Source organism: Gardnerella sp. DNF00354 (assembly GCF_049262755.1).
Classification (GTDB): domain Bacteria; phylum Actinomycetota; class Actinomycetes; order Actinomycetales; family Bifidobacteriaceae; genus Bifidobacterium; species Bifidobacterium vaginale.
The window spans coordinates 412,853-438,872 of record NZ_CP058402.1 but is presented as its reverse complement, the minus strand read 5'-3'; the positions used below and the strand labels follow the sequence as shown (position 1 = coordinate 438,872).

At 40.9% G+C, this 26,020-nt stretch carries 17 protein-coding genes, 2 tRNA genes and 1 pseudogene; 9 read left to right on the top strand and 11 right to left on the bottom strand.

Annotated features, from left to right (window positions below; genetic code table 11):
* Positions 1 to 49 precede the first annotated feature (49 nt).
* From HXT24_RS01675 to ftsY, 6 genes are all read right to left on the bottom strand, one after another.
* The gene (locus tag HXT24_RS01675; RefSeq protein WP_422119500.1) at positions 50 to 856 is read right to left on the bottom strand and encodes a type 1 glutamine amidotransferase; all 807 of its coding nucleotides are present in this window, start codon (positions 854 to 856) and stop codon (positions 50 to 52) included.
* Positions 857 to 872: 16 nt separating this feature from the next.
* The gene (locus HXT24_RS01670; RefSeq protein WP_410311986.1) at positions 873 to 2,213 is read right to left on the bottom strand and encodes a MurT ligase domain-containing protein; all 1,341 of its coding nucleotides are present in this window, start codon (positions 2,211 to 2,213) and stop codon (positions 873 to 875) included.
* 65 nt (positions 2,214 to 2,278) lie between these two features.
* Positions 2,279 to 3,754 (bottom strand): replicative DNA helicase, encoded by a 1,476-nt coding sequence (dnaB, locus tag HXT24_RS01665; protein ID WP_004116417.1) that lies wholly within the window; start codon positions 3,752 to 3,754, stop codon positions 2,279 to 2,281.
* Between the two features lie 143 nt (positions 3,755 to 3,897).
* Entirely contained in the window at positions 3,898 to 5,289 is a 1,392-nt protein-coding gene (locus tag HXT24_RS01660) for an MATE family efflux transporter (RefSeq protein WP_415686378.1), read from the bottom strand.
* 377 nt (positions 5,290 to 5,666) lie between these two features.
* Positions 5,667 to 7,490, bottom strand: coding sequence for an ammonium transporter (locus tag HXT24_RS01655; protein WP_422114001.1), 1,824 nt, complete (start codon positions 7,488 to 7,490; stop codon positions 5,667 to 5,669).
* Positions 7,491 to 7,604: 114 nt separating this feature from the next.
* Positions 7,605 to 8,726, bottom strand: a complete 1,122-nt coding sequence (ftsY, locus tag HXT24_RS01650; protein ID WP_020761208.1) for a signal recognition particle-docking protein FtsY — start codon at positions 8,724 to 8,726, stop codon at positions 7,605 to 7,607.
* A 151-nt stretch (positions 8,727 to 8,877) separates the two neighbouring features.
* Here ftsY and HXT24_RS01645 point away from each other — a divergent pair, with 151 nt between their 5' ends.
* Together HXT24_RS01645 and HXT24_RS01640 are read left to right on the top strand one after the other, a co-directional pair.
* Positions 8,878 to 9,141 (top strand): glutaredoxin domain-containing protein, encoded by a 264-nt coding sequence (locus HXT24_RS01645; protein ID WP_004114090.1) that lies wholly within the window; start codon positions 8,878 to 8,880, stop codon positions 9,139 to 9,141.
* 99 nt (positions 9,142 to 9,240) lie between these two features.
* Positions 9,241 to 9,313: transfer RNA gene (locus HXT24_RS01640), tRNA-Lys, on the top strand.
* A 106-nt stretch (positions 9,314 to 9,419) separates the two neighbouring features.
* Here the strand turns inward: HXT24_RS01640 and HXT24_RS01635 are convergent.
* A pseudogene (locus HXT24_RS01635) lies at positions 9,420 to 10,121 on the bottom strand (ROK family protein); the annotation flags it as partial.
* Between the two features lie 742 nt (positions 10,122 to 10,863).
* Between HXT24_RS01635 and HXT24_RS01630 the strand changes: the two are divergent.
* The 4 genes from HXT24_RS01630 (at position 10,864) to HXT24_RS01615 (ending at position 17,441) form a co-directional block, all read left to right on the top strand.
* Complete coding sequence (locus tag HXT24_RS01630; RefSeq protein ID WP_004114086.1) at positions 10,864 to 12,183, top strand: ABC transporter substrate-binding protein; 1,320 nt, start codon at positions 10,864 to 10,866, stop codon at positions 12,181 to 12,183.
* A 108-nt stretch (positions 12,184 to 12,291) separates the two neighbouring features.
* Positions 12,292 to 13,224 (top strand): carbohydrate ABC transporter permease, encoded by a 933-nt coding sequence (locus HXT24_RS01625; RefSeq protein ID WP_004120282.1) that lies wholly within the window; start codon positions 12,292 to 12,294, stop codon positions 13,222 to 13,224.
* A 43-nt stretch (positions 13,225 to 13,267) separates the two neighbouring features.
* Complete coding sequence (locus HXT24_RS01620; RefSeq protein ID WP_004114082.1) at positions 13,268 to 14,185, top strand: carbohydrate ABC transporter permease; 918 nt, start codon at positions 13,268 to 13,270, stop codon at positions 14,183 to 14,185.
* A gap of 103 nt (positions 14,186 to 14,288) precedes the next feature.
* Positions 14,289 to 17,441: a glycoside hydrolase family 2 TIM barrel-domain containing protein gene (locus HXT24_RS01615; protein ID WP_422119499.1), complete on the top strand. Its 3,153-nt coding sequence runs from the start codon at positions 14,289 to 14,291 to the stop codon at positions 17,439 to 17,441.
* 108 nt (positions 17,442 to 17,549) lie between these two features.
* On the opposite strand, the gene HXT24_RS01610 is transcribed toward HXT24_RS01615, so the two are convergent.
* The 4 genes from HXT24_RS01610 to HXT24_RS01595 all read right to left on the bottom strand — a co-directional run bounded on the left by HXT24_RS01610 (position 17,550) and on the right by HXT24_RS01595 (position 22,544).
* On the bottom strand, positions 17,550 to 18,977 hold the full coding sequence (locus tag HXT24_RS01610; RefSeq protein WP_422119498.1) for an alpha-L-fucosidase: 1,428 nt from the start codon (positions 18,975 to 18,977) through the stop codon (positions 17,550 to 17,552).
* A 225-nt stretch (positions 18,978 to 19,202) separates the two neighbouring features.
* Positions 19,203 to 19,649, bottom strand: coding sequence for an RbsD/FucU family protein (locus tag HXT24_RS01605; RefSeq protein ID WP_020761205.1), 447 nt, complete (start codon positions 19,647 to 19,649; stop codon positions 19,203 to 19,205).
* Positions 19,650 to 19,807: 158 nt separating this feature from the next.
* Positions 19,808 to 21,223, bottom strand: a complete 1,416-nt coding sequence (locus HXT24_RS01600) for a DUF4032 domain-containing protein (RefSeq protein ID WP_004114068.1) — start codon at positions 21,221 to 21,223, stop codon at positions 19,808 to 19,810.
* A gap of 193 nt (positions 21,224 to 21,416) precedes the next feature.
* The gene (locus HXT24_RS01595) at positions 21,417 to 22,544 is read right to left on the bottom strand and encodes an ABC transporter ATP-binding protein (protein WP_004114066.1); all 1,128 of its coding nucleotides are present in this window, start codon (positions 22,542 to 22,544) and stop codon (positions 21,417 to 21,419) included.
* 353 nt (positions 22,545 to 22,897) lie between these two features.
* Between HXT24_RS01595 and HXT24_RS01590 the strand changes: the two genes are divergently transcribed.
* The 3 genes from HXT24_RS01590 to HXT24_RS01580 all read left to right on the top strand — a co-directional run bounded on the left by HXT24_RS01590 (position 22,898) and on the right by HXT24_RS01580 (position 25,840).
* Entirely contained in the window at positions 22,898 to 24,619 is a 1,722-nt protein-coding gene (locus tag HXT24_RS01590) for a serine/threonine-protein kinase (protein WP_422119497.1), read from the top strand.
* Between the two features lie 99 nt (positions 24,620 to 24,718).
* Complete coding sequence (locus HXT24_RS01585; RefSeq protein ID WP_004114060.1) at positions 24,719 to 25,660, top strand: DsbA family protein; 942 nt, start codon at positions 24,719 to 24,721, stop codon at positions 25,658 to 25,660.
* 106 nt (positions 25,661 to 25,766) lie between these two features.
* Positions 25,767 to 25,840 (top strand) — tRNA-Thr (locus HXT24_RS01580).
* Positions 25,841 to 26,020: the final 180 nt, after the last annotated feature.

The following is a 26,020-nucleotide window of genomic DNA, read 5'->3' as shown; positions in this document are numbered from 1 at the left end:
TATTCAGGCTTTTGTATTTAGAGCCGACAAGTTTTAGAATTTGCAAGTTTTACCGCGGACGAGTTACTGCCACTTCGCGAGCGCGATCTGCCAATTCGTCCAATTTTTCAAGCTCCGCGCGCTGAGCATTAGTCTGCTTTGGCGCAAATTCTCCGTAACGATTTTGCGCAGCTGTACGAATTAAAAAGTCAGACAAACGCGGATTTTTTGGCAAAACTGATCCGTGCATATAAGTGCCGATAACGTTGTATTTGCGCGCACCTTCCGTATGATCTTCGCCGTTATTTCCGCAATTTTCGCCATCAACCGAGCCGAGTGGCTGCGTACCACTCTCCAAACTTGTGCGACCAGAATGGTTCTCGTATCCCACAATATCTCCAAAATCGCGGCTATGCTCAACAAGATTCCCAATCATGCGCACGTCTTGACCAACCGTATGCTCTCCGAGTATGCCTATGCCTTTAAGCTTTTGGCCTTCAATAGTCTCAAAGTACTCTCCAAAAAGCTGGTAAAGACCGCAAATCATAAGCATTGGAACGCCATTTTTTGCAAGCTCACGAATCGCGTCCGCGCGCGCAAATAAATCATCCGTAACTCTACTTTGACCATGATCTTGACCACCGCCGCCAAGAATCATATCTACTCGCTCTGGCCAATCATCGCCAACGTTGTACTCGTGCAACACGGGCTTGTAACCATACAATTCCGCTCGACGCATAATCGTAAGCACATTGCCATAGTCACCGTAAATATTCATGTCTTTCGGGTACAGCGACACAATATCTAATACACGATTTTCGGCTTTATTAGTAGCATTCGCTTGACTAATATAATTAACATCACTCATATCATTCATGATGACTACTTTCTTGCTACTTTCCAACTCCAACGTCTTTAACGCTTGCGATTTGCCCCAACGTAGATCGCACGCGAAGCATAGCAGTGTATGTGCAATATATGCGCTTAGCATTTTTAGCATCACTACTAAAATCACCATTTACAAAAGCTTTAACGTCTTCTTCTAAATCAGTGTTCACATTTCTAGAGGCAACTTTGTCGTATTGTAAACGCAAAGCCATATCCCACGCGCGCGTGCCAGAAACACAAGTGACTCCAGTGCCACTAAAGCATGTAAAATCAACGTCCCACAGCCAGCTCATGTCTCGCCCATCCGCGTATTCGTCACAAATCGCAATCATTGTGTCATGATTTGCAGGCTTATCCGAAGCGAGCGCAAGTCTAAATCCAATAGGATTTTTCACTAGAACAAGCTCCACAGGAGCGCCGTTAACTTCGATTACTTCGCCTCGACCAAATGCTGGCGTTACGCGAGAAATAGCTTCCATAAGCGCATCGTCGTCGAATTTTGCGAGTGTTGCATCTTTCTTAGCAGCATCTGCCAAAATAGCGCGCACAATCGTAGACGCAGCAGCTGCGTTAAAAACGTTATACACGCCTCGCAACTTAACGCTAGTAGTTTTTCTATGCCCATCAATCAAAAAATCGGCTTTATTATCTGCAACTTTTGCCAAAACAACATCTGCATGCGGAAGGTTACGCGAATCGCCATTAAAATCGCCACCCAAATCACTATGCAAATCACTATGCAAATCGTCGTCAGTTGGAAACATGCTTCTTAGCGATTCATCCAAACCGAAATATTTTACCTTACAAGACGGCAAAACATCTTTAGAAAGCGCAGAAATTCGCGGATCTTCGCGATTTAACACAACTACTCGCTTAGTTGCGTGCGCAACATTGCTCAACAATTTAGCTGTAGTGTCAATCTCACCAAATCTATCTAACTGATCTCGCATAACGTTTAAAAGCAGAGAATATTGCGGCTTTATTTGATTTACAAAATGCACCGCGTAAGCTTCATCAAGCTCTAAAACAGCTATATCCGCATCTAACTTTGTGCCAAAAACAGGCATTTCTTGCACCAATGCTGCTACAACTCCGCGTGTGAAATTCGATCCCGTAGGATTTGTAAACACGCGCAATCCAGCATCTCTAAGCATAGACGCAACCATGCGAGTTGTAGTTGTTTTACCGTTAGTTCCAGAAATTAACACAACTCCGTAAGGCAAACTCCCCAGCGTTCTAGCCAAAAACCCAGGGTCTAGTGTTTCCACAACTTTGCCTGGTAAAGCACTTCCTCCGTGGTTTGTCGCGCGCGAAATCATCCTAACCAGTTTCCCTACAGCTGGCATTATGAATCCAAAACAACAGCGTTTTACCACTTTATTTTTGACGATCATCAATCCCCCTATTAACTCTACTGCTGATATGCCTGAGACTGATGCGAATCATAACCTTGAGCATCATTGCCTTGCGAATATGATTGCGGCTGGTATCCTTGCGGCATATCTTTAAATTTAGACGTTGCTCCAAGAAAAGCTAAATTGAACGTTTCTGTAGGGCCATTACGATGCTTTGCCATAATAATGTCTGCTTCGCCTGGACGATCTTCTTTGTTGTAAAAATCAGGTCTATGCACAAGAAACACAACGTCAGCATCCTGTTCAATAGATCCCGATTCGCGCAAATCTGAAAGCTGAGGCTTTTTATCGTTTCGCATTTCTGGTCCGCGGTTTAGCTGGCTTAGCGCAACAACTGGCACTTCTAGCTCTTTTGCTAAAAGCTTTAATGCACGCGAAAACTCCGAGACCTCTTGCTGCCTCGATTCAACTTTCTTTCCAGAAGTCATAAGTTGCAAATAGTCGATTACAACCAATTTTAGATCGTTCGTTTGCTTTAGTCTCCTGCATTTTGCGCGAATTTCCATAAGACTCATATTTGGGCTATCGTCTATAAAAAGCGGAGCGTCTTTCATTTTTGACCAAAACGCATTTAGCTTAGTCCATCTATCTGTTGTAATGTCTTCTGAAGTCCCGCGATGCATTGCCGTCATTGGAATATCCGTTTCGGCTGCAATTATTCTTTGAGCAAGCTCTAATTTGTTCATTTCTAGCGAGAACACAATTGTTGTCATATTGTGATGCAACGCTGCAGAACGCGCAAAGTCGATCCCAAGAGTTGACTTTCCCATTGCAGGCCTACCAGCTACGACTACCATTTGCCCTGGTTGCAAGCCTTGCGTCATGTCGTCAATATCTCTAAATCCTGTTGGAACGCCTTTTTCAATCTCGTTACTTTGCAACTTGTCTAATTGTTCGAGAGCATCTTGAACAACAGGACCAATAGCGGAATAATCCTGGTGAACTTTGCCAGAACTCATCTCGTAAACTTCGGATTGTGCGAGATTTACAACGTCTTCTGCTTGATCTCCCGTGGCAGAATACCCCATTTGCGCAATCTTTGTTCCAGCAGCAATCACATTTCTCAAAATCGCATTTTTGTGTACAATATCCGCGTAATATAACGCGTTTGCAGCTGTTGGAACTGATGCAACTAGACTATGCAGGTAGTCTGCTCCACCAATTTTCTCCAGATTTTCGTCTTTTAGAAGCTCGTTTGCGACTAAAACAACGTCTACTGGTTGTGAACCAGAAAATAAGCTTATAATCGCGTCGTAAATTGTTTGGTGTTTTGGCACATAAAAATCTGCTGTTTCTAGGATTTGCGAAACTTCGCCAATGGCATCTTTGCTCATTAGCATTCCGCCTAAAACTGCCATTTCCGCGTCTTCGTCGTGAGGCGGAACCTTGTCAAACAAAATACTGTTATATGATGCGTTGCCTGACTGGTTTGCGTCATTTCTACTTGACTTCCACATATCATTACCTGCCATAGAATCGAGTATAAACGCCTGCACGGAGCACACTAACAAAAGTTGATATAAACCAACACAAGCCGCGAGTTGAATATTTTACATATTTGTATACTTCACATACTCACATACTCACATACTCACATACTCACATACTCACATACTTACAGACTTGCAGACTTCATCCAATCATCTGTTTTAACCCTATGAGAATTTCCTAAAGCTCTTCCACCAATGTATACAAGGTTCAGAGCCACCCACAATAACACGGTTCTAATTATGTCAGTAGAGCCAAAAGCTATATTTACAAAGCACATTGCACTAATCGCAACAAGGTATACAACAGCTGTAATCGAACACGATTTAGCAAGATACTTGTGGTCTCCAGCTCCGATTAGCACTCCGTCTAAGGCCCACATAAATCCAGATAACGGCAAGAAAATTCCAAGAATCGTCATTCCTATTGAAACTAAGAGTTGTATTTCTACGTTTGGGCTAAATAACGGTGATAGTAGCCATCCTGCAAATATCATTAAAATTCCAACGATTACGCTACTTAATGCGCCTACTTGTGCGCATATTTTTGTGATTATGTTAGCGCGTTTTAATAATCCAGCTCCAAGCGCAGAGGCGACTATTGTTTGAGCAGCAATCCCTATAGCGTCTAATATGTTCATAACAAAATTCCAGCAAGAATTTGCAACTTGGTATGCGGCTAAAGTATTTGTTCCAAGACGAGCAGCCGCTGCAACAGTTGCCACCATGCACGCGCGCAACGCCAATGTGCGTATAAACAGCGGAATACCACTTCCAGCGCTTTTAAGTATGCTATGCGCTTGCGGACGCAAACGTGCTTTTTCGCGAGCTGCCCAAAAAATCGCTGGAAGCGTTAAAACAATACCCATATACCATTGCGCTATCATTGTTGCTATTCCAGATCCAAAAATGCCAAGATTCATTCCAAACACAAATAGAATATCTAAAATAGCGTTTAGCACAGCTCCACTTATTGCAGCAAAAAGTGTGATTTTTACTTTGCTAAGTCCTCTGAATATGCCATTTGCCGCATAAATTAGTAGCATCGCAGGCAATCCTGGCATAACAGTTTGAGTGTAAGTAATCGCGTTTTTAAGCGTATCTCCACTTGCTCCAAAACTTTGACAAAGCGGGCGTGCAAACACCATTAAAACAAGCGTTAAAACAACACCTAACCCAAGAGCCAACCATAGACCGTCCATTCCAACGCTTAGTCCTTGACGATTTTTCCCAGCACCCAGCAGCCTTGCAACTTGGCTTGTGGTGTTGTACGCCAAAAACAGGCATAGTCCCGTTGTTGTTAAAAGCACGGTTGATCCTATTGAAAGCCCTGCAAGTTGCGTTTTACCTAAATGACCTACTATTGCGGTGTCTATTAAAACAAACGCTGGCTCTGCAATAAGCTGTCCAAATGTAGGAATAGCTAGAGAAAATATATGCTTCAGTAAATCTTTTTTGTTTATAGCAGATTCTTTATCTTCTTGTCTATTGGTAGCTGCGTTACTCTTGGCTATTGTCATAATGCACTATTGTACTGTCGAAAAAACTTATTAGATTAAGTATTTAATAAAACTATTATTTTTATTACTTTTATTATTTTTTATTACTTATTACATTACTTTTCTAAATCTGATATTCGGCTGCTTGCGACTTTTCCTTTCCTATTTCGCTATCATAAATATTTGCCAATTGCAAATCAAAATTGTTTTTGGAAAAGTTATCCGCAGGATATCCACAATGTTATCCCCCATTTGTGTATAACTTTTTGAGATACACACAGCAACACGCCTAAAATGTGGATAACTCAAAGTTTTTATCCACATCACTTAGTCCGTGTGTGTCATAATCTTGAGATATTCACACCAATGGGGGATTATTTTACATAAACTTTGATATTTTATTGCTTCTTTTGAGATTTCTTAGAATTACTTCTAGATTTATCTGACTTATTTTCCACAGAACTAGAATCAGATTCTTCTGAATTTTCTGACTCTTCTACATCTTTTTCAGTTTCAATCTTCTCTTCGCTCAATTCAACTTCGTCTTGCGATTGAGTAGAAACATTATCATCAGAATGAGCTGAATTATCGCCAGCAACCGCTGAATCACTATCTGAATCTACAGAATCACCATCTGCATCTACAACTGATTCATCAACAGAAATAGCTACTGGAGTAAGAACTGCCACTTGGGTTTTCCCTTCTTCAGAATCAGCAACTTCTACAACAGCTCCAGCTCTAGCTTGAGCAATACTAGAAAAGTCATATGCGCGCTCACCCTGATCTGCCAAATCAACACCCTTACGCTCTTTAGCTTCCGATATTCTCCAACCAAAAAGCTTCTCTAAACCAAATGCAACTAAAGCAGTAACTGCACCGGAATAAAGAACAGTGATTACAAGTAAACAAATCTGCGCGATAAGCTGATGCCAGTCACCAACGCAAAACAGTCCGCTACTATCAGCAAACAATCCCACTGCAAAAATACCGATAAGAGCAGCGATGCCGTTCACGCTCACAACATGAAGCGCTCCATCATAACGCGCAAAAGTCTTAGAATGCGTTGCAAGGCATGTAACGACACCAACAATAACTCCTAATACCATTGCCCATAAAGGCGCAATCACATCTGCAGCGGCAGAACTAGCAGCCAAACCCGCCATAATTCCAGACGCGGCGCCAACAGCAGTAAAACAACCTGAACGCAAACGCTCCGTAACACCCCAAGCAAGCATAGAAGCAGATGCTGTAATAGTGGATGAAACCCAAGCATATCCAGCAACTCCAGGAAGACCTACAGAAGATCCAATCATTAAGCCAAGCCAGCCAAACCAAATAATAAAAATTCCTAGAACAACAAACGGTACATTATGCGGATGGCGTTTTAGAACATTTACAGAATTATCAGCAACATCACTAACAGCTTCAACAGAACCATTAGAATCTTCTGCCTTAGAAGATGATGAACCTGTATTAGCCTCTAATTTACTAAATCTCGCAACGTCAGCCCACAATGCACGAACCAAATTTCCCTTATGCTCAGAATTATTACTACTGTTACCTTGAACAGTAGAGGATTTGGTATGAAGCACAAATCGCTTTAACGGGAAGTGCGCATGACCACCAATAATTAGCACGATTGCAAGCGCAGAAACTGCTGCAGTCAGATGCAACAACGATCCTCCAGCAAAATCATGTACTTGAATTCCTAGAGCTTGTGATATTGCGCCATTAGGAGAAAGCAATCCCCCTCCGCAAACCATATGCGCTAGAGGAGCAAATACTAAAGTGACCCATACCGCCACGAATATAAGCCAAATTGCGTATTTTACGCGTCCAGCCAACGCACCAGTAATAAGAGCAACTGCTACGACAGCGCACGCTAATCTAAAGGCTGCTGGAATACCTCCGCCCGACAAGCCTGTGTTTGCGTCCATAGAAGTAAAAATTCCATGATCTGCAACCATTGAATCACGTAGAAGCAAACCACTCACAGGATCGCCCACAACGCCGCCAATCATGTCTTTCCCAGCGAAAGCCATTGACCATCCCCATAGCGTCCAAACTATGGTTGTTACCGCAATAGCTCCAGCAGAAAGCATCATCATGTTGACCATAGATGTTGCTCGTTCGCGACCGCCATAAAATAGAGCAATCCCTGGCGTAATTATAAACACTAAAGCAGCGGCCAATAATGCCCATTGCGGATCCATTGCGGTCATCTTTCACCTCACAATACACAACCCTCGGCGGTTATGTCTTCAATATTCTATTTTATATGTTCTTTTATATTCTACTCAACTGGCGCTGCGTGATTAATAACTAATTACGATAGATTAATCCAATATTCCATCCACAAAACTTTCTGGATCGAATGGAGCTAGATCGTCTGGACCTTCTCCCAATCCGACAAGCTTCACAGGAACGCCTAGCTCTTTTTGAACAGAAACCACGATACCGCCTTTCGCGGAACCGTCTAACTTAGTTAAAACCACACCTGTAATTCCAATTGCCTCAGCAAAAACTTTTGCCTGGACCATGCCATTTTGACCAGTTGTAGCATCAAGAACCAAAAGGACTTCATCTACAGGAACAGTTTTTTCAATAACTCGGCGAATTTTGCCAAGCTCGTCCATAAGATTTGCCTTATTTTGCAGCCTTCCAGCCGTGTCTACAATCAAAACATCTGAATTGGATTCCTTAGCTTTGGCGGCACCGTCAAATGCTACAGAAGCTGGATCTGCACCGTCTTTTTCGGATCGAACAATTTTAACACCTACAGCATTTGCCCAAGTTTCAAGCTGGTCGGCAGCTGCAGCGCGGAAAGTATCTGCTGCAGCTAATATTACAGAACGATTTTTAGAAACCATTAGTCGCGCAAGCTTTCCAGCAGTAGTGGTTTTACCAGTGCCATTTACACCAACCATCATGATTACACTTGGCTTATGAGCTTTAGAAGAATCCGCATTTAGGCTTCTATCTGTTTTGGCACCAACGATATCCAGCAATTTTGCACGAAGTATTTCACGTACATCTTGTGCGCTTGCTGTTCCAGAAATCCTAGCATCTTTTCTAAGTGATTCAACCAATTCATCACTTGCCTGTGCTCCAACGTCTGCCATTAAAAGCGTATCTTCTACATCTTGCCAATCGTCTTCACTAAGATTATCTTTGCTCAATATATTGAACAGAGCACGGCCAAAAGGATTCGCACTATTAGCAAGTTTAGAGCGCAATCTTGTAACTCGAGAGGAAACATTTTCAGGCGCAGATTGCTCAACATTACTATCACTTTTAGCTACGCTAGGCAGTGGATCATCTTTGCTAGTAGGTATTAAAGGACCTCGCGACTTACTGATAATTCTCAGCACAACTGCCGCAGTCACTAAAAGCACTGCTAAAACAACTGTGCCAACAGTGGACCATATAATCAAATCTAAATCCATAACTATATTCATATAATAAAGACTATGAAATTAAAGGGACAGTTAATTAGAATGCAACAAAGACTGTTGCTACAGTAAGCAAAAAACGCGTAAATATTAGCATTTTAATACAATACTTTTGTAAGTTAATTTTGTAATCAGAAATTGAATTGGGGTATTGCGTATGGAAAACTCGCCATTGATTGATGTTTATGGAGCAGATTGGTGTGGCGATTGCATCAGAGCTAAAGCTGCGCTTAATAAGTTTAATGCTGCTTTTACTTGGCATAACATTGAATCTGAAGAAGGCGCCGAACAAAAGGCTATTGATATTAGTGGGCAGAAGCATATTCCTGTCGTTACTTTTAGCGATGGAAGTTTTATGGTTGAGCCGACTGCAACTCAGATTAAAGAAAAACTTGAAGAATTAGGACAGATCAATTTGTGATTTTTGCCTGCAATTTTGCAGCAACTTGCCACAAAACACACGCTACATGTAGCCATAAGTTGGATTAGTCTACAAAATGTAGTATACTTGGCATTTGTTGCCCCTTTAGCTCAATTGGCAGAGCAGAGTCCTTTTAAGTCTTGGGTTGTGGGTTCGAGTCCCACAGGGGGCACTTTTTTATACTCATTTGCATTTCGAAGCACTGCCTGTACAACAGCGATGCTCTCACCACGTAAAACTATGTCACTACCGCAAGAACATTGCTGTACACGAATAGAATGGTTTTGTAGTGTTGAGGCGGCTTCGGCATTAATTGCATATTCCGTTGCACCTAAAAATATATCGTCAACAATATCTTTTGAACCGTATACAAAAATATCATCTAAATCAAGTAAGCTAACCGACGGAGCAAGCACATGTCCAAGTGAACGACCTGCTTCCTGTAGTATTGTTGTTCTGTCTAAAGGATTCTCATTAATTCTTCTTCGTAAGTTAGCTGCAGATATAAAAGTCTCTAAACAACCACGCTTACCACACGTGCATTGTGGACCATCTGGATCAACAACTACGTGACCGATTTCACCTGCAGCATGATGAATACCCAAAACGAGCGAATCATCGATTAACAATGCTGCGCCTACGCCAACAGCGATTTGAACAAAAATGCCAGTTGCTCTGCCAGTCCCACAAAAACGTTCACCAATCAAAGCACTATTCGCGTCATTATCTACTGCACAAAACTTACCAAAATGTTGTTGAAACATCTTACGTAAAGGTACATTCTTCCACCCAAAATTCGCAGTTTCAACTACTACACCATCTTCATCAACAATGCCTGGGACAGCAACACCAAAACCAAGTATGTGCGAGGCACCATCAAGTAGTGACTCAGCTAAAGCAATTACAGTTTCAGGCGTAACAGCAGTAATTTTATCAAAGGATTTTTCAACCCTAGTTACAATTTCACCGCGTAAATTCATAACAGCAGCTTGCAACAAAAATGGCATTGATAAGTCCAGAACAATCACATTCCAATATTGATCATCTACACTTACTAAAGTGCCTTTTTTACCAGGTCGCGTTGGTTGTTCATATCCATTTTCCATCAGAAAGTGTTTATCTAACATGTCAGACACGACTTCGCATGCAGCAACTCGCGATAATCCGGTTTTCCTGCCAATTTGTGCTCTAGACATAGGACATGATGAAAAAATTTGTCCAAAAACCATCATGCGATTATTGATTCGTACATCAGCGGGTTCATGTTTTTTAGTAACTGTCATAGAAGGTGATAGAAAGCAAGACAGGGCATTATCATCAGTTGTTCCAAACATGACACTCCTCAAGTATAGGGCTGTTGCAGCATACTGAAAGTAAGTACTACATCGTACCATCCCACCAATAGGCCAAATCATCAGGAAAATTGTTATCAGCACATGTACTCACAACAAAATTTCACAATAAACTATATTGTACTCTCTCAACCATTGTAGCCATCTGTAACGCATACGCGCTAGGCATAACTACCATAATTACCATAATTCTTAACAATGATTTCATCCCAATATACACACAAGTGTTTGTATATTTCTTGGCCTTTACAACAAATAAATAATTTGTTAAGATAGTTAACATTGAATGTTCCAACGACATAGATGCCGCCGGCAATCAATACACAACTCGTCAAAGTCGACAAGTAAAGCTTCAAAGAAAGGAAGCGCCATGCATAGTGGAAAGAAAATTATTGGCATCATTGCAGCAGCGAGCGCCGCTCTACTATCGCTTGCTGGATGCGGTAACACCAATAACTCGAGTTCATCAGCGCAAGTTGATACTAAAACACCTGTTAACCTCACTGTGTGGACTGGTAATACAACACCAACAAAAGCAGCAGCAGCAATATTTGAAAAGAAATATCCAAACGTAAAAATTAAAGTAGAAACTGTAACAGACGCTTATCAGGCTCTGGATACAGCCATTCAAGCTGGATCGGGAATTCCAGACGTTATGGAATTTGAGTACTTGACGGTTCCTTATTTCGCAATTCAAAATAAACTTGTAGATTTAAGCACTCTTGGCGCAAATAATGATAAAGGCACATTTGTGAAAGGCGCATGGCAGGACATCAGCTTCAACAATAAGCCATACGCAATTCCAATGGATTACGGCCCAAGCGTCATGTTCTACAATAAGGCAATATTAGAAAAAGCAGGAGTAAGCAAAGTACCAGAAACTTGGGAAGAATATTACCAAGCAGCTAAGAAAGTAAAAGCACTCGGAGACAAGTACTACATAACAAATGACGCAAGTGATATCTTCACATTGCTATCCCTTGTATGGCAAGCTGGAGGGCATCCATTTAAGGTTAACGGAACCACTGCTCACATTAACGTAAAAGATCCAAAGATGCAGGAAGCTGTATCTTACTATCAGAAGATGATTCAGGAAGGCTTGATTGCAACTAATATCAAAACTTGGTCCGATGATTGGAACAGAGCTTTAAACGATGGAACTATTGCCACACAAATCATAGGAGGATGGTTCACCTCTAGCATTAAAGATCGCGCTCCGAAACAAGCTGGAAACTTCCGCGTTGCCCCTATGCCTCAATGGAAAGCGGGCGAACAGTTGAGCGCAGAAAACGGCGGCTCTGGCTTTGCTATTCCAGCGAAAGCAAAGAATCATCAATGGGCTTGGAAATTCTTACACTTCCTTGCCTACGATAAGGAAGGCGTAAAAGCACGCGTTGATGCTGGAGTATTCCCTCCAAATGTTTCCGTACTTAAGAATAACGAATTCCTCTCTTCTACTGACCCTTACTTCGGAGACCAGAAGTACCGTGAACCTATTGCTGATTCAGCTCAAAAAGTAGGAGAAGGATGGCAGTACCTTCCGTTCATGGAAAAAGTGCGTGATCTATATGGCGACAATATGGATTATGCAAAGGTGGCCAAAGGCGAATCACTTCAAACGCAGCTAGAAAACTGGGCTAAGCTGTGCATTGACTATGGAAACAAGCAGGGCTTCACAGTAAGCAAATAATGTTTACTCATAGTAGCAAATAAACTCATTACCATTTTAAGGTGCTGTTGGTGCTACAACACCAGCAGCACCTATTTAACTGAAAAATTTTTACATTGGGGGAAAGCAATGATATTGAACACTTCTAAAAATAAACGAGCGAATTTAACACGGCAACGCAATGGCATTAAACGCGAAGGAGCTGCTGGTTGGATGTTCGTGCTTCCATTTTTGCTTCTCTTTACCTTCGTGTTTATTATTCCACTTGTATACTCGATGTACATTAGTTTCTTTGGACACCAATTAATTGGCGGAACTGTGTTTGTCGGCGCAAAAAACTATCTCGAACTTTTGAAAGATCCATTATTGTGGCAGGGTATTGCACGCGTTCTCATATTTACAGCAATCCAAGTCCCTCTAATGTTGATAATTTCGATTTGCCTAGCTCTTGCTATCGACTCGAAACGTCTATATGGCACAAACTGGTGCAGAATCTCAATATTCATCCCATATGCTGTTCCTGGTGTTATCTCCACATTAATGTGGGGGTTCATCCTAGGAACCAGATATGGTCTGTTTAAGAATTTTAATGAGATATCTCATACTGATATAAATCCATTTTCTCCTTCATTTATCATGATTTCTATCGGAGTAATGATTAGCTGGGCTGCTATTGGATATAACATGCTCATCTTCTATTCTTCATTAAAGGCTATTTCACCAGATCTCTACGAAGCTGCTGTAATTGACGGCGCAAGCTATCGCCAAATAGATCGTTATATCAAGCTTCCAGAGATTAGAGGCTCACTGGCTATAACTACTATCTTCTCAATAATAGGTAGTGTACAGCTTTTCAACGAGCCGCAAATTTTGTCAAAAATGGTTGGAGGCACTGGCATTACAACCAGTTGGACACCAAACTTATACATTTACAATCTAGCTTTTGGTGACTCTTCACAGGGATATGCTGCTGCAGCAGCATTGATTATGGCAATTATTGTCATTGTAGTTACATTTACGATTCAAATTCGCAATATGCGCAAAAATGTCACCGCTGACTAACCATAGACGAAATATGCAACGAAGCATCCAAAAGGAAGAACAAATGATTAATACAACAAAATCATCAAATAATCAGGCAGCTATGCCTCCACTCACGAGGTTCTACACTGTTGAACATCCAAAGAAGAGTCCAATGATGACATTCTGGGTGTATCTATATCTCTTATATGCCCTCGTTCCATTTGTTTGGCTATTCATAAATGCTACAAAAACTAAGGCTGATTTTGCTTCTACATTCGGTCTATCATTTGGATCCTCATTCGCTCTATGGGACAATATAGTAGAGGTATTTACATATAACAATGGCATTTTCGCACGATGGATTCTAAATACGGTCCTATACACAATAATTGGCACTATCATTTCTGTATTGTTTGCAACTATGGGAGGATATGCTCTAGCAAAACTCAATTTTAAAGGCAAACACTTTATTTTGCTAACCATCTTAGGATCTATGGCAATTCCAGGAGTACTGCTTGTAGTTCCACAGTTCTTGATTTTCTCGCAACTTGGTTTAACAAACACTCCTTGGGCTGTAATAATCCCATCTCTACTAAACCCATTTGGTCTATATTTAATGTGGACATTCTCAGGGCAAAGTGTTCCAACTTCTCTTATAGAAGCAGCACGTATCGATGGCGCTGGCGAAGGACGCATTTTCTTCCAGGTGGCATTACCACTTATGAAGCCATCATTAGTAACAGTGTCATTGTTCGCATTTGTTTCTATTTGGTACAATTACTTCCTTCCATTGATAATGCTGAAAGACTCTAAATGGTATCCATTGGCATTAGGACTTGCACAGTGGAATGCTCAAGGAAATGAAGGCGGCAATATGCCTATTATTCCAAACCTAGTCATTACCGCATCTTTGCTAGTCGTATTCCCACTGATTCTGCTCTTCTTGGCATTGCAACGCTACTGGCAATCAGGCTTAGCAATTGGAGCGACAAAAGGGTAACCCGCTAAATCTGCTTTTATTGCTTCTGACAGTTTTATGCTGTCAGAAGCATAATTAATCTATACGTATTCTTAACTTTTACTAACACGATTTGGAGCATGTAATGGCTAGGCCATCTATTTATAATGACAATACTTGTTGGGATGAGCCAACATATACTTGCATATCTTCCAACTATGCAAAAACTGATTGGATAACAAATCCTCAGGTTTTTGCCGTTAACACTATTCCAGCGCATTCACATCATCATTACACAATAAATGACACCACCCCAATACAGTCACTTAATGGAACGTGGAAAGTAAAGCTACTTTCTTCCCACGTATTCAACCCTGAAAACTTAGATGAACATATTAAAAATTACGAAGATTCTTCATATCGAACAATCTCAGTTCCATCACACTTACAGATGAATGGTCTATTAAAACCGCAATACGTTAATGTTCAGTACCCTTGGGATGGTCATGAGGACGTTCAAGCACCAAATGTTCCTTCCTTAAATCACGTGGCAATTTATAAGAAACATTTTGTTTTACAAAATAATCTTAAACAGATTTTGAACGAAGAAGGTAAAGCTACTATTACCTTCCATGGAGCACAAACAGCTATTTATGTATGGATTAACGGAAAGTTTGTTGGATATAGTGAAGACTCTTTTACGCCGAGTGAATTTGATATTACTCAATTTTTAAAAGATTCTGAAAATAGTATTGTTGTAGCGTGCTACGAATTTTCTAGCGCATCATGGCTAGAGGATCAAGATTATTGGAGACTACACGGCATTTTCCGTTCCGTTGAACTGTGTGCACATCCTTCCACCCATGTATCAAATCTTCATGTTGATGCAGATTATAGCAATGATACAAATACTGGGAAACTCGCATTCAGAGCAAACATAGAAGGAGACAATTTAACGGATATTACACTGCACACTTACATCACAAATCATAAATACAGCAACGATAAATTCACAAATAATAATGATATTTTGTGGGACTGCACGCTACCTGCACAAACGATTACTGAACTAAAACAGACTACTATTACTAAAGCACTACCTTGGAGTGCTGAATACCCTGCGCTATACGACTTACATATTGATGTTGTAAGCAAAGAATCAAATATTATTGAACATGTAGTGCAGCCGATTGGTTTTAGACATTTTGATATTGAAAACGGCATAATGAGATTAAACGGAAAACGCATTATTTTCAAAGGCGTAAACCGTCATGAATTTAATTGCGACAGAGGCCGAGCAATCACATATGATGACATGGTTTCCGATGTGCTTTTTTGTAAGCAACACAATATAAACGCTGTACGAACTTCTCACTATCCTAATCAAGATGCTTGGTACGATTTATGCGACGAATATGGGCTATATATTATTGACGAGACTAATTTAGAGACCCATGGAACGTGGTCAGATGGGCGCGGAAACATAACTCCAGAATGCGCTATTCCTGGAAGTAGAGACGAATGGCGTGCCGCGTGCGTAAATCGCGTCGATAACATGATTCAACGCGATTACAATCACCCATGTGTGCTGATTTGGTCTCTCGGAAACGAATCCTTTGGTGGAGACGTATTTCGTTCTATGTATCATCATGCTCATGCTCTAGATGCACATCGCCCAGTGCATTACGAAGGGCAGACTATGGATAAGTCTTGGCGCGATACTAGCGACATTGAAACACGCATGTATGCTCACGCAGATGAAATAGAAAAATACGTGTCAAACAACCCAGATAAACCTTATATATCTTGCGAATACATGCATGCTATGGGAAATTCATTGGGAAACATGAACGAGTATGTTGCTCTTGAAAAGTATCCACATTACCAAGGTGGTTTTATTTGGGATTTCATCGATCAGGCAATAAAACAAACCCTACCAGACGGAAGCACGCATTTGGCATATGGTGGCGACTTTGATGATCGACCTACCGATTATGAATTCTGTGGCAACGGTCTATTATTCGCAGATAGAAAACCAAGTCCTAAGGCCATTGAGGCTAAACAACAATATGCAAATATAAGACTATATCCAAACGAAAATGGTGTTCGCATAGAAAACCATCAGCTTTTCACGAATACTGAAAATTACGTATTCTTGGCAAAATTACGCGTTGACGGCAAAATTATGTGGTCTCAACCATATACGTGTAATGTGGAACCTGAAAATGATTTTGAAATGACCATAGAGTGGCCATTAGAACAGTATCAAAGCAGTGGGGAAGAAATTACTTTTGAAGTTTCGTGCACGCTTGCAAAATCTACACGTTGGGCACAAAAAGGATACGAATTATCGTTCGGACAATACACAATATTAACTAAAAATTCAGAATCACAAGCTAAGCAAATATCAAATGCACGATTACATAAAGATGGCACTGTTACTATTGGACGCTGGAACGCAGGAACACGTAACTCTTCAATCGAAACGCTTTTTTCATATTCACAATGCGGGCTTATTTCATACCGTCTTGGCGAACGAGAATTTGTGATTAAACGTCCTTTGATCACTACATTCCGAGCACTAACAGACAATGACCGCGGTTGCAAGCATGGTTTTGAGCGTGCTCAATGGGCTGTAGCAGGTAAATATGCTAAATGCGTAGATCAAACAGCTGAGAAGCTCGACGACAATACGCTACAAATTGTATACAAATATGAACTTGCTAACGCAGACCATACAACAGTGAATTTAACATATGTGTCTAAAACATCAGGAGATTTACACATTGAACTAAATTATGTTCCTTCTGGAAAAGATTTACCTTCCATTCCAGCATTTGGATTGGAATGGATGCTACCAATAGAATACAGCAACCTTGAATTCTACGGTATTGGTCCTGTTGAAACATATGCAGACCGCACCAGTGCGGGACGTTTAGGGATTTGGAAAACAAATGCTTTTGACGATTTTATGCCATATCTTGTCCCACAAGAAACTGGCAATCATGAAAAAGTAAGATGGGCAAACGTAACAGACGATTCTGGACATGGCATGCGTATTCAGCGACATAATAGTACTAGCAACTTCTGCATAAGTTTACTTCCATACAGCAGCACTATGATAGAGGAAGCACAACATATAAGTGATTTAGGCGACTCAAAGCATATGTTCTTGCGAATTCTTGCAGCACAAATGGGAGTCGGCGGCGATGATTCGTGGGGCTCGCCTGTGCATCCCGAATATCATTTGCCTGCCAATAAACCATATTCTCTAAATGTGGATTTGCAATTATTCTAACCCCCCCCCTCCTATAGCTAATACCGCTGATATAGTTACAAGAAAGTTTCTATGTCAGCGGTATTTTATTGCTATTGAAATAAATTTATATCAGAGTTTTCTTTTCTACTACTCGTCTTGTGCAACTAGTGGATAGCATGATTGAAGAGCTACATATTGACGAATACTAGTTATTCTCACAGTTAACGATACTGCACAAATCGCGTCAAAACGTAGAATTTTGCGATATCCTATGGCATGAACATCTGAAACATGATGATTTACTCCACATTCATCAACAACGTGAATTTCAGCTGTTTCAACGTGTTGTCCTTTACTAATATCTTCTTCAATAACTAAGCCATCAATATAAGTAGGTTCAGTAAATACCATACGAAAATCAATCGGCTTAGAAGATGACAATGCCGTACCCTGTTTTCTGTCAACCAAGTACTTTGGATTTCCTTCATATGTATTAGGACTTAAAACTTGTATTGATAATGCTTCATGATCTCGTAATTCGCGCCCATGGAATTTACGAATCTTATCGCCCAATTCTTTTAAAATTTTAACATCAGAATCTGCTAACAAACCATGACGCGTCGGTGGCACATTCAACAAAAGTGTTGAGTTACCCCCTACAGATTTACACCATATATCAAATAATTCATCAGAACTGCGAACATTATTATCCTCATTATCGTGATGGAACCAACCTTTGCGAATAGAGGTATCAACTTCTGCTGGATACCAAGCAAAATCGCCTTCGTAGTGTGCAAGCGCCTTACGAGACCCTAAATCTTCATCAGTAGACGCAAATTTGCGAGAGAACTTACCATCATCTGATTGTTGTGATTTTGAAGAGGTTAATTCAGCACTACGTAATTCTGTAGGTAATACGCTCCACTCATTAGAGCGCGTATGACCAGCTTCATTGCCGCACCAACGCACATCTGGACCGCAAACACTGATAACAGCATCTGGCTGCAGCGCCCGGACTGTATTATAGATTCGTTGCCAGTCATAAGTTTGCGTTTTACCATTCTCACCCTCGCCGCAAGCACCATCAAGCCATACGGAAAAAATAGGACCATAGTGCGTTAGCAATTCAACAAGTTGATTAATATAAAAATCGTTGTAAACTTTGCCAGTGCCATATGATGATTCTGTACGATCCCATGGTGAAAGGTATACGCCAAATTTCATATTATGTCGATAAGCTGATTCACTAACTTCGCGCACAATATCTCCTTTTCCATTTTTATATGGAGAGGACGCAATGGTATGCTTGGTGTACTTTGAAGGCCACAAGCAAAAACCATCATGATGCTTGCAAGTTAGAATCACGCCGGTCATACCTGCCGATTGTAGAGCATCAAGCCACTGGTCAACATCTAAATTATCTGGATTGAATATCTTCGGATCTTCGTGACCAAGCCCCCATTCACGATCTGTCATAGTATTCATTCCAAAATGAATAAAACCATACATTTCCATGCGCTGCCAAGAAATTTGACGTGCTGTAGGCCTTACATTTGCTAAATAATCCTCATTCATGCTGCCACCCTGCTTTAGTGATCAATGCAACTTCACATCGAACAATCAATTGTTTACTATATTAACAAAAAACAAGGATGTGCGCCAGAAAAACATTCCCATATAACACAACTAAAAACACTGCAGCGCAAAATAAGAAATTACAAAAATCTTATTTACAACGATGCAGTGTTAAAAAATACTCTAATCAGAATCTCTGGTGGGGTTTATTGGTATAAGGGTTATTTATTCTCCAGCGAAAACCACACCTTTTCGAAGCATAATATTCGCATATTGAGCACGTTCACCAGTAGCAACCACACAATACGCATTCTTCGCTTCATCATAAAATGCAAAACGCTCCAAGGCTCCTATGGTATTAGCGCCACGCTTATCAAAACCAGAAATAATATCTTCATAGTCTTTCCAAATTGGAGTTTCACAAGGATCCCCTGGAACAACTTCCATAAGAGTAACTGGCTTAGATGTGTACTGGTCAAGAGGCATAAGCTTCAATATCGCTTTTAGCAATTCTGAAGTACCATGACCATCACAACGAACAACAATTGCATCTTTTCCTACCGATTCGGTTGGAAAATTTCCATCTGCCAAAACCAAAACGTCTCCATGTCCCATTTCGCAAAGTACTTTCAATAATTCTGGCGATATAATGGGATCAATGCCCTTTAACATAGAAATCTCCTTTGATTTACACAATAACTATTTCCGTTAGTTGACAATCATTGGCAACTAACAGGTTGAATAATATCACACGATATTAATAAAAAATTCCATAATTATAGCAAAATATTCTTTGCTGATTAAAGAAAAATATGAACTAACTAGTGAATTCAACTAGCCCAAACACTAGCGTCTTGGTCATCTTCATCAATATCGCGAGTCATAGGCGACGAAGTGGAATACGTGTATTCATCGTCTACCACACCAGAATCAGCATCCGCATTAATCGCGGCCAAAACACGCTTGTCCATCTTATATTGCGGCAAAACGTTCTTAATATAGCTTGTTACAGCGTCTTGCATAGAAACATCATGCCCAACGCGTTCCGCCATAAACCAACGATGATCTAATACTTCATGGAAGAACTGTGCAGGTTGGATTTGCGATCTAAACTCAGCAGGAATCATGCGTACCGTAGGCTCAAACACCTCACGCATCCAATCAGTAGCAACAATCTCCAACTCTTCGCCCTGGCGCCACGTAGACGTACGATAAGCATCTAAATCATTAAGAAGCCTACGAGCCTGATTCTCCTGAACATCAAGACCAGTCAAACGAAGTAGCTTACGTGAAGCATAACCAGCATCCACAACTCGTGGGCGAACCAACACTCTTCGCCCATCCACAGAAGTCTTCATTTCCAACTCGTCAACATAAAAACCAAGCTCATTAAGCCTATTGACTCGTCTTTCAATACGCCACATTTCGTCTGGGCTAAATTTGTCCACATCTGTAAGCGTGCTCCAAAGAGAATGATAACGGTCGACGAGCCTATCTCCAATGCTAATCTCATCAACCTCACCAGGCAAAAGTTGACCAGAACTTAAATCCATTAGTTCGCCAATTATGTTTGTGCGAGCTAAATCAATATCGTATTCACGCTGACCTTCTGTAAGGCTTCCATGCAAATCACCTGTTTCAGCATCAACTAGAAATGCTGTAAAAGCGTCCGCGTCTCTTAAAAATAGAACGTTAGAAAGAGAAACATCTCCCCAATAGAATCCCGAAAGATGCAGACGAACCATAAGCACAGCAAGCGCATCAATCAAACGCTCTGCAGTATCAGGTCTTAAGGTACGAGCAAACAGAGCGCGATATGGAAGAGAGAATTTAAGATGACGAGTTACCAGCATTGCCTCAAGCGGTTCACCGTTCTTATCTTTTCTACCAGCTACAACCGCTATAGGAGTAACGGTTGGAAGCTCCAATTTGCGCAAACGCCTTAAAAGCTCATATTCTCGTTCAGCAACTTGACGAGTAATTTCCTTCATTGCATACACTTCGTCACCTACGTGCACAAAGCGCACAACGTGCCTAGAGATACCGCGCGGCAAGTTTACAAAAAGATTCGTAGGCCATTGAGATAATGGAAGCTCCCACGGAAGCATAAACATTTGAGGATTAGAGCTTGCAGCAGTAATCTTCAAAGCTTGAGGCTCTGCAGAAGATACAGTTTCATCCTGCGCAGATACTGATGTTGCTTGCATAGCACGTGGATCCAATAAAGGAGTATCGTTCCATTCCATAAACTTTAATCTACCCGTTAAGTTCGAACGCCAATAATTGAATAATAAATCGCAATCAAATTATAACTAATCGCATTATAACTAATCGTAAATAATTCAAACGATGCGAAAACGGGGCTCGCGTAGCGAACCCCGCCATACCCTTATACAGAAATCTTGGGCACTTTATACAAAGTACCCAAGAAAACAGCAATTAGTTCAAACGCAGCTCTGTAGAAGGTGCAAACAGGTGCATCTTGGATGGATCAATCTTGATCTTTACAGTGTCACCGACCTTTGGAAGCGCACGTGGGTTCACGCGAATCGTTGTGAGCTTGTTCTGGTCGCTCATCATTGTAGACGCTTCTTCTGGAGAACCATCAGTGATGATGTTTCCGTAAATATAACCGTCAGAGCCAAGATCTTCCACGTTCACAACCTTCAAGGAGAAGGCATTTGGATCATCAGAAGTTGCCAAGCTTGCATCTTCTGGACGGAAGCCGACAATAATCTGACCCTTATCTTCTTCAGTAAGCTTATCAACAGCTTCTGCTGGAAGAGTGATGGAATCTTCGCCAATCTGAGCCTTGCCATCAACAACAGGATGCTGGTTGATGTTCATAGATGGGGAGCCAATGAAGCCTGCAACGAAGACGTTCGCTGGACGATCATAAAGCTCGGTAGGAGCACCAACCTGCTGCAAAACACCAAGCTTGATTACAGCAATACGATCACCCATTGTCAAAGCTTCAGTCTGATCGTGGGTCACGTAAAGGGTAGTGACGCCGAGCTGACGCTGCAATGCTGCAATCTGTGTACGAGTCTGTACACGAAGCTTTGCATCAAGGTTGGAAAGAGGCTCATCCATGAGGAAGACTTTTGGTTCACGAACAATTGCACGACCCATTGCCACGCGCTGACGCTGACCACCAGAAAGTGCCTTAGGCTTACGATCCAAGTACTCAGTCAAATCCAAAACCTCAGCAGCCTTTTCAACGCGCTTGCGGATTTCTTCCTTACTTACGCCTGCAATCTTAAGAGCAAATCCCATATTGTCTGCAACAGTCATATGTGGATACAATGCGTAGTTCTGGAACACCATTGCAATATCGCGATCCTTTGGCTGCATTGTAGTAACATCTTGACCACCAATAAGAATGCGACCTTTGTTAACCTCTTCCAAACCAGCCAACATTCTCAATGTAGTTGACTTACCGCAACCAGATGGACCAACGAGTACAAGGAACTCGCCATCCTTAATAGTCATGTTCAAATCATCAACCGATGGCTTATCATTGCCAGGGTAGATACGGGTGACATGATCAAATACAACTTCTGCCATGATATTTTCCTTTCATCGGCAGGTACGTGCCGAACGATCCGTTGTGAAGGGTGTGCACTCAAGACCCCAAGTCCTACATCGGCGGCGTCAATCGTCCACATTTACTTACATGGTTCATTGAAGGTTCTCTTCGTTGAGCCATGCTCCAATATATCATGTTTATTTAGTAAAAACAGCAAAATTACAGTATTTTCTAGCATTTCGGCGTGTCGAACAGATAAATCACATATAAACAATGTTTAACAAACACGCATTAATATGCATTAAATATATAAACATTTGTTTATAAAATTTTGTATAAATTTTCCACTGGAACGCATAATTGGCATACTCTCCCATTACCATAATGCATTATGGAAGATGTGAGCATATTTGATTTGCGTTCTGGTCAAAACATTGGCGGATACACGCTAATTGAACGCTTAGGCGGAGGCGCTATGGGGTCTGTCTGGCGCGTTCACGATGATGGTGGCCAACTTTACGCAATGAAAATTCTGCGCGCATCTATGTTAGAAGATCAAAGTGAAGATTTAGATTCATTAGAAAACACTAATCCTCAAGAACAAGCAAGACTTAGACTTAAACGAGAAGCTCTAGCTTTACAAAAAATTCATCACGAAGGCGTGTGCTCAATAGTAGATATGGAGCTTGATGCTTCCATAGCCTTTATAGTTACAGAGCTAATTGATGGGCACAATCTTAAAGAAGATGTCGCTATTAATGGTCCATATGTCGCAGACGATTTAGAACGACTCGCTCATAAGCTAATCGATGCAGTAAAAGCTGTTCATAACGCTGGAATAATACACAGAGACATTAAGCCTACAAACGTTATGATTTCTACAACAGGACCAGTTTTGGTTGATTTTGGTATATCTATGGGTCAGGGCGAATCACATGTAACACGCACTGGTTTAGTTATGGGCACCCCTGGTTTTATTGCTCCAGAAATCATTGAAGGATCAGATTCTGACGAGATTACGGATTGGTGGAGTGTCGCTGCAGTTCTTGCTTTTGCTGCAACAGGAAAGCCTGTTTTTGGAACAAAACCAATAATGGCGGTTTTGGAAAGGGCAGCTTCAGGAAACGCTAATCTTAATGGACTCCCTATAAATACTATGCGTGCATTTAGATCTGCATTGAGTCCTAAAAGAAGCGAACGCTGTACTCCCGAACAACTTGAACAAGCTATTTGCCAAGATGCATTAAATCCTATGGCTTTACAGGAATCTAATTACCCTTTTGACCATACGTCTGATGGGTTAACTGTACCTAATCAGCTAACACAAACTCGGATTATGCCAGAAAATCCTAGAAAAATGTGGGTTTCTGAAGATACTAAAAGAAGTGATTTTACAACAACTGTTAATACAACACGTTTTAATACAGATTCTGATGACTCTACAAAAATTGTTGATAGACAAAATTTCAATCGACAAGATGTTGATGAGCAGAATAATGTTTATCAAGATGAACAGGAATACGAGAATAAGCAAGAATACGCAAAAAATTCTGAACAGGGTAACATACATCCTAAAATAAGCAAATACATGTTTCGCGGAACATTTTCTTTAATAATATTTGCAATACTTTCCTCATCTATTTCAGTATTCTCTATTATTGACGCACTGTCTGCAAACATTATTCTTATGCTTGTTACAGCCACAATAGGATACAATGTTTGCGCGCAATTACGCAGACAATCCGCAAATGATTCGACCGGTGGAAAAGATTGGCTAATAAGAATCGGGAGCATACCTTGGCATTTTGTACGAGCGTCTATTTACACGATACCTAGATTAGTCACAATGATAATTACAGGTGTTATTGGCGCATACATCTACCCGCTTATGATTCATGCGACTCCACAATTAATTAAATTCAAAATATGGTTTATTACCATACATTTTCCAACTTACTCTCCAGAGGTTTTCTCTCAAACATCAATTGGATATCTTATTGGTTTTATAGCAGGATGGATTATTGCTTTTATTTTAGGGAAAACTAAGATCTTCAGAATCGGGGCAGGAGCAATTCTCGGAGCGGGAAAAATCTCAAACGAGCAAGAAATATAGACAGTTGATACCGTCAACTAGACTATTCTGCAGATATTTTTATTCCACGAGAACATCACCAAATTTGCTTGTACAGAAACCTGTGCAGAAAGGAACAACATGCCAAACATTAATCAAAACAGCATGCAGAATCACAATGGTAAGGATCTTAAAGACAAAAAGGCTAAAGAGTTACGCCAGCAAACTATTGTTGGAATCGTTGTTGTGGTTATTTTACTTGGCATGATTGCTGCGATTGGCATTACGGCTCTTAATGCAAACAATATGGAAAATCAAAAGAAAATTGAGCAGGCTCAACAAGCAAGACGCGCTGTTAAAAAACTTACGACTAACCAAAAGCCTAAGTACGCTAACAACGAGGGCGGAATTTTAATCAGCAAAAACGGGTATGGAACAACAGTTGAGAATGCTCCAACCATTGCAGTTTATGCTGATCCACTATGCCCTGGGTGCGGTAATTTTAATCGCGATTCCGATCAAATGCTTATTGCCATGATGAAGGCTGGTCAGATTAACCTTGAGATTCACCCAATGTCATTCTTAGATCGAATTTCTAGCGACCACTATTCAACACGTGTAACTGGCGCAATCGCATACATTTCGTCTAACGACGACAATCCTTTGCATTTGCTTCAATTTATTAACAACATTTTTGCTGAAGATTTCCAGCCAGAAGAAGGCGATGATTATAAACCTGTAAGCAATGAAAAGCTTATTGAACAGGCAGTTAAGGCTGGAGTTAGCAAAGAGGTAGCAAGTAAAGCGTTTGATAGGAATTATCTCGCTTGGCAAGATGCTATTAATTCCGATACTCCAAATCGTAAAGCTTTGTGGAATGTTAGCGGACAAAATAAGGGAGCTATGACAACTCCAACAACTACTATCAACGGGAAACTTCTTGATATGGTTGAAGTTAGCAAGAAGAAGCTTAGTACACCAGATGCCATTCTTAAGTCTATTGGGTTAGACAAATCTAAGGTTGGAGTTGAAGGTGTTATGCCAAAAATAACTGACAAAGATCAGCCAAATCCTATTGACTAGTTCTTGTTGATTAGTGTTTCAGCGCAAACAAGTTGCATTTTGGCATTGGGTGCTGGTACACTAATCAATGTTTTGCGCGCAAGCTAGTTATTGCACGCAGAGACGTGCCTCCTTAGCTCAGATGGCCAGAGCGGCCGCCTTGTAAGCGGCAGGTCGCCGGTTCGATCCCGGCAGGAGGCTCTGTTTTATTCTTCTACGTGTTAAAATACGATCGTTAATAGTGTTAAGTTGAAGGCTTTTGGCAATTTTAGTAAAATTTGCGTTAAAGGGTTAGAATTAAAGCAAATACGTTTATAGATTTGTCGTATGATAATTTATAAAAAGTAAGACTTATTCATCATAAAACATAAAATAAAAACT